1 protein-coding gene is annotated in these 268 nt (G+C 61.9%); it reads left to right on the top strand.

From position 1 onward, the window contains the following. A partial coding sequence (locus tag FQ664_RS25655) for a heme-binding protein (protein ID WP_178091056.1) occupies window positions 1-209 on the top strand: 209 nt, incomplete at its 5' end. Between the last annotated feature and the right edge of the window lie 59 nt (window positions 210-268).

Genomic DNA, 268 nt, shown 5'->3' on the forward strand with positions numbered 1-268 from the left:
GCGCCGCACTGGGGCGCAAAGAGACGCGGGATTATGAAGAGATGGTCAATGGTTGCCGTACTGCATTTGTGACCGCCCCCCTGCTGACCAGCCTTGAAGGTGGCGTGCCGCTGCGGGTGAAAGGCCAGGTGGTGGGCGCCATTGGTGTATCCGGCGTCAAATCCGAACAGGATGCCCAGGTGGCCAAGGCGGGGGCTGCTGCCTTGTAGACCCTGGGGTTCGACCACCGCCCAGCATCTTAAGAAGTTTCCTACGCCTCCCTCAGAAG

Source organism: Pseudomonas persica (assembly GCF_900291015.1).
Classification (GTDB): domain Bacteria; phylum Pseudomonadota; class Gammaproteobacteria; order Pseudomonadales; family Pseudomonadaceae; genus Aquipseudomonas.